This is a genomic window from Polaribacter sp. SA4-12 (assembly GCF_002163675.1).
Taxonomy (GTDB): domain Bacteria; phylum Bacteroidota; class Bacteroidia; order Flavobacteriales; family Flavobacteriaceae; genus Polaribacter.
Genome location: NZ_CP019334.1, coordinates 3,983,957 through 3,990,161, shown reverse-complemented (window position 1 = coordinate 3,990,161; position 6,205 = coordinate 3,983,957). Strand labels below are relative to the sequence as shown.

General features: G+C 43.2%; 2 tRNA genes and 3 rRNA genes. All 5 read right to left on the bottom strand.

Annotated features, from left to right (window positions below):
• Positions 1–61: 61 nt before the first annotated feature.
• Positions 62–171: ribosomal RNA gene (gene rrf / locus BTO07_RS17230) — 5S ribosomal RNA — on the bottom strand.
• A 113-nt stretch (positions 172–284) separates the two neighbouring features.
• Positions 285–3,170, bottom strand: a 23S ribosomal RNA gene (locus BTO07_RS17225).
• Positions 3,171–3,342: 172 nt separating this feature from the next.
• A tRNA-Ala gene (locus BTO07_RS17220) sits at positions 3,343–3,416 on the bottom strand.
• 80 nt (positions 3,417–3,496) lie between these two features.
• Positions 3,497–3,570: transfer RNA gene (locus BTO07_RS17215), tRNA-Ile, on the bottom strand.
• 79 nt (positions 3,571–3,649) lie between these two features.
• A 16S ribosomal RNA gene (locus BTO07_RS17210) occupies positions 3,650–5,169 on the bottom strand.
• Together the 16S, 23S and 5S rRNA genes with 2 tRNA genes alongside form the textbook arrangement of a ribosomal RNA operon.
• Positions 5,170–6,205: the final 1,036 nt, after the last annotated feature.

Here is a 6,205-nt window from a genome sequence, read left to right as displayed (position 1 = left end):
ATAAAAAAAACCTCATTCAATTAAGAATGAGGTTTAGAATCTTGATTGTATCAAGATTAAAGAAAGGCGGCGACCTACTCTCCCACATAAATGCAGTACCATCGGCGCTATTGGGCTTAACTTCTCTGTTCGAGATGGGAAGAGGTGAGCCCCAATGCTATAACCACCCTAAAATTTTCAGTTAAATTGCTTCAACTGTATAAGTTGACATATGGTAAAATAATATCGGTTGTTTCGTAATAAATAAAGAGTTTGTCTCTCACCGTTTTGCAACGGTGAGAAGCGTACATAAGTCTATGGGTTATTAGTATCACTTGGCTATGACATTACTGCCTTTACACCTATGACCTATCAACGTTGTAATCTCCAACGACCCTTTAAAGAAATCTCATCTTGTGGTGGGTTTCGCGCTTATATGCTTTCAGCGCTTATCCCTTCCCGACGTAGCTACCCTGCTATGCTTCTGGCGAAACAACAGGTACACTAGAGGTCAGTCCAACTCGGTCCTCTCGTACTAGAGTCAGATCCACGCAAATTTCTAACGCCCACAGCAGATAGAGACCGAACTGTCTCACGACGTTCTGAACCCAGCTCGCGTGCCACTTTAATGGGCGAACAGCCCAACCCTTGGGACCTTCTCCAGCCCCAGGATGTGACGAGCCGACATCGAGGTGCCAAACCCCCCCGTCGATATGAGCTCTTGGGGGAGATCAGCCTGTTATCCCCGGAGTACCTTTTATCCTTTGAGCGATGGCCCTTCCATGCGGAACCACCGGATCACTATGCTCTTGTTTCCAACCTGATCGACCTGTATGTCTCTCAGTCAAGCACCCTTATGCCATTGCACTCTACGTACGGTTACCAAGCGTACTGAGGGTACCTTTAGAAGCCTCCGTTACTCTTTTGGAGGCGACCACCCCAGTCAAACTACCCACCAAGCACTGTCCTCATCTCTGAGTTAGACTCTAGATAAGCAAAGGGTGGTATTTCAAGGACGACTCCACAACGCCTAGCGACGCCGCTTCAATGTCTCCCACCTATCCTACACATTACTTATCCAAAGCCAATACTAAGCTATAGTAAAGGTTCACGGGGTCTTTTCGTCCCGCTGCGGGTAATCGGCATCTTCACCGATACTACAATTTCACCGAGCTCATGGCTGAGACAGTGTCCAGATCGTTGCACCATTCGTGCAGGTCGGAACTTACCCGACAAGGAATTTCGCTACCTTAGGACCGTTATAGTTACGGCCGCCGTTTACTGGGGCTTCATTTCAGATCTTCGCCGAAGCTAAACCCTCCACTTAACCTTCCAGCACCGGGCAGGTGTCAGGCCTTATACATCATCTTTCAATTTAGCAAAGCCCTGTGTTTTTGATAAACAGTCGCCTGGACCTTTTCACTGCGGCCCTGCTGTAAAGCAGGGCGACCCTTCTCCCGAAGTTACGGGTCTATTTTGCCTAGTTCCTTAGCCATGAATCTCTCGAGCACCTTAGAATTCTCATCCCAACTACCTGTGTCGGTTTACGGTACGGGTTCTTATAATCTGAAGCTTAGAGGTTTTTCTTGGAAGCCTTTAGGCACACTATCAACGCATCCGAAGATTTGTTGTACTATCACACTTCACCTAGATCTGCGGATTTACCTACAGTTCCAATAGCTACATGTTTCAACGAACTATTCCGTCAGTTCGCGGTGCTTTCATTACTCCGTCACCCCATCGCAATTATAAGAAGTACAGGAATATTAACCTGTTATCCATCGACTACTCCGTTCGGATTCGCCTTAGGACCCGACTAACCCTCAGCTGATTAGCATCGCTGAGGAAACCTTAGTCTTTCGGTGTGCGGGTTTCTCGCCCGCATTATCGTTACTTATGCCTACATTTTCTTTTGTAACCACTCCAGCATGCCTCACAGCACACCTTCTACGCAGGTTACAATGCTCCCCTACCACTAACGTGTCTTTCAACGTTAATCCATAGCTTCGGTAATATGTTTATGCCCGATTATTATCCATGCAAAATCGCTCGACTAGTGAGCTGTTACGCACTCTTTAAATGAATGGCTGCTTCCAAGCCAACATCCTAGCTGTCTAAGCAATTTCACTTCGTTAGTTCAACTTAACATATATTTGGGGACCTTAGCTGATGGTCTGGGTTCTTTCCCTCTCGGACATGGACCTTAGCACCCATGCCCTCACTGCTGAGAAACATTTTATAGCATTCGGAGTTTGTCAGGAATTGGTAGGCGGTGAAGCCCCCGCATCCAATCAGTAGCTCTACCTCTATAAAACTTTTACTCAACGCTGCACCTAAATGCATTTCGGGGAGTACGAGCTATTTCCGAGTTTGATTGGCCTTTCACCCCTACCCACAGGTCATCCAAAGACTTTTCAACGTCAACTGGTTCGGTCCTCCACTGTATGTTACTACAGCTTCAACCTGCCCATGGGTAGATCACTCGGTTTCGCGTCTACTACTACTAACTAAAGCGCCCTATTCAGACTCGCTTTCGCTACGGCTCCTTGACTTAATCAATTAACCTTGCTAGAAACAGTAACTCGTAGGCTCATTATGCAAAAGGCACGCCGTCACAACTCGAAGTTGCTCCGACCGCTTGTAGGCGTACGGTTTCAGGATCTCTTTCACTCCCTTACTTAGGGTTCTTTTCACCTTTCCCTCACGGTACTAGTTCACTATCGGTCTCTCAGGAGTATTTAGCCTTACCGGATGGTCCCGGTGGATTCATACAGGATTACTCGTGTCCCGCACTACTCAGGGTACCACTATCTAAAATTCGCTTACTTTTACGGGACTATCACCCTCTATGGTCTGTCTTTCCAAACAGTTCTAATTCACTTATCTTCGAATATCGTGGCCCTACAACCCCAAAATTGCCGTAACAACTTTGGTTTGGGCTAATCCGCGTTCGCTCGCCACTACTAACGGAATCACTATTGTTTTCTCTTCCTCCGGTTACTTAGATGTTTCAGTTCACCGGGTTTACCCCTATTGCTAGGTGACATGTCTTCAACATGCCGGGTTGCCCCATTCGGATATCTACGGATTATAAGGTATGTGCCCCTCCCCGTAGCTTTTCGCAGCTTATCACGTCCTTCGTCGTCTCTGAGAGCCTAGGCATCCGCCATACGCCCTTACTTAACTTATTGTACTTTTTGCTACAGTATGTTGCCATACTATAATGAACTCTTTTATATTTTTATAAAAAAATTATTTAATTAGAATATAAATATTCTAATTGTTCTCTATCTATTTGATTCTTACGATATCATTTTACCAATATGTCAATGAACTTGTGTCAATACTTTGAAATTGACGTTGTGGAGAATATCGGAGTCGAACCGATGACCTCTTGCGTGCAAGGCAAGCGCTCTAGCCAGCTGAGCTAATCCCCCATTATGAAATTCAGAATAAATCCTAAATTATGAATGTAGAATCCTCTTACTTCCAGAATTTCCTTAAAATATTAAAATTGTAGTCCCGGGCAGACTCGAACTGCCGACCTCTACATTATCAGTGTAGCGCTCTAACCAGCTGAGCTACGAGACTAAATAGCTTAATATTTTGTTTTTTTAAAATTAACAGCAAAGAGTAAAACTTCCTTTTGTAACTCACCATCTTTCTCTAGAAAGGAGGTGTTCCAGCCGCACCTTCCGGTACGGCTACCTTGTTACGACTTAGCCCTAGTTACCAGTTTTACCCTAGGCGGCTCCTTGCGGTGACCGACTTCAGGCACTCCCAGCTTCCATGGCTTGACGGGCGGTGTGTACAAGGCCCGGGAACGTATTCACCGGATCATGGCTGATATCCGATTACTAGCGATTCCAGCTTCACGGAGTCGAGTTGCAGACTCCGATCCGAACTGTGATATGGTTTATAGATTCGCTCTCTGTTGCCAGATGGCTGCTCATTGTCCATACCATTGTAGCACGTGTGTGGCCCAGGACGTAAGGGCCGTGATGATTTGACGTCATCCCCACCTTCCTCTCTACTTGCGTAGGCAGTCTCGTTAGAGTCCCCAACTTTACTTGCTGGCAACTAACGACAGGGGTTGCGCTCGTTATAGGACTTAACCTGACACCTCACGGCACGAGCTGACGACAACCATGCAGCACCTTGTAATCTGTCCGAAGAAAACTCTATCTCTAAAGCTGTCAGACTACATTTAAGCCCTGGTAAGGTTCCTCGCGTATCATCGAATTAAACCACATGCTCCACCGCTTGTGCGGGCCCCCGTCAATTCCTTTGAGTTTCAGTCTTGCGACCGTACTCCCCAGGTGGGATACTTATCACTTTCGCTTAGTCACTGAGCTAATGCCCAACAACTAGTATCCATCGTTTACGGCGTGGACTACCAGGGTATCTAATCCTGTTCGCTCCCCACGCTTTCGTCCCTCAGCGTCAGTACATACGTAGTAGACTGCCTTCGCAATCGGTATTCTGTGTAATATCTATGCATTTCACCGCTACACTACACATTCTATCTACTTCCATATGACTCAAGTCAACCAGTATCAAAGGCAGTTCCATAGTTGAGCTATGGTATTTCACCTCTGACTTAATTGACCGCCTGCGGACCCTTTAAACCCAATGATTCCGGATAACGCTCGGACCCTCCGTATTACCGCGGCTGCTGGCACGGAGTTAGCCGGTCCTTATTCTTACAGTACCGTCAAGCTGGTATACATACCAGTGTTTCTTCCTGTATAAAAGCAGTTTACAACCCATAGGGCCGTCTTCCTGCACGCGGCATGGCTGGGTCAGAGTTGCCTCCATTGCCCAATATTCCTCACTGCTGCCTCCCGTAGGAGTCTGGTCCGTGTCTCAGTACCAGTGTGGGGGATCTCCCTCTCAGGACCCCTACCTATCGATGTCATGGTAAGCCGTTACCTTACCATCTAACTAATAGGACGCATAGCCATCTTTTACCAATAAATCTTTAATTACATCTCGATGCCGAGTCGCAATACTATGGAGCATTAATCTTCATTTCTAAAGGCTATTCTCCAGTAAAAGGTAGGTTCTATACGCGTTACGCACCCGTGCGCCGGTCGTCATCTGTAGCAAGCTACAATGTTACCCCTCGACTTGCATGTGTTAAGCCTGCCGCTAGCGTTCATCCTGAGCCAGGATCAAACTCTTCATTGTATATTTTAAATAATATTTAATGAATAAGTTTCAAAAGAATTTTAACAAAATTAATTGTTATGGTTATTCTACTCTTTGTTTACGCTGTCAATTTCAATATTTTCAATGAACTGTGCCGAGTCGGCACCGACAAGTTATAAAACTCAATCTTTACCTTTAACTCAACTTTGTAGAAATGTTAGACTCGAACTAACTGACTTTTTTAATTATCATTCCAAAACCTCTCTGAACTTTTTTTGCTGTATTTCTTAGCGGCTGCAAACATACAAACTATTTCTAATCTGACAATAAAAAAAAATGATTTTTTTTATTTTTACTTACCCCTAAAAAAACTGAACTTTTTGCCGAAAATTTCGGACTGCAAACATACAACTCTTTTTAATCAGTAACCAAATAAAAATGAAATTTATTTTTATTGAAATTTTAATAACTTCACTCAACTAAACCTCTCCATTTAACCAACCAATACAACATCTCAATGAACGAAACTAAAAGAGCATATTTCCCTTAGCGGCTGCAAACATACAACCACTTTTTAATATCACAACTATTTTTTTAAACTTTTTTTAAATTAGTTTTTTAACACCTCCTAAAACCATTGTTTTTAACACTTTACAACATGAAAAATTTTATGCAATTCTTGTTCTTTTTATAGCTTTTGAAAATCTAAGCTAGATTATCATTATAAACACTCTTTGTAAACACATAGAAACATAAAAAAAATAGTAGATGATCGTTCTTTTTATATGAAAAATGAGAATAAAACTTAAAAGAATTGACTCTTATATATAAGATATCAGTTTGAAATTTGGATTTAATCCATAAATAAGTCGTGTTAGGGATTGAAACGGCATCCTTTTTATTTGAAATTCACAAAACATTTAGTCTGAAAATGATTTTATCAATGAAAAATGATGCGGAAAGCAATTCAACTTAAAAAGATATAGTGCAAAGCCCGACCTTTTTTCATAAACAAAACTCTTTAGAAATGTTAATTACTAAAATATTAAAGAAGACTTAAATAAATTAAGATCTA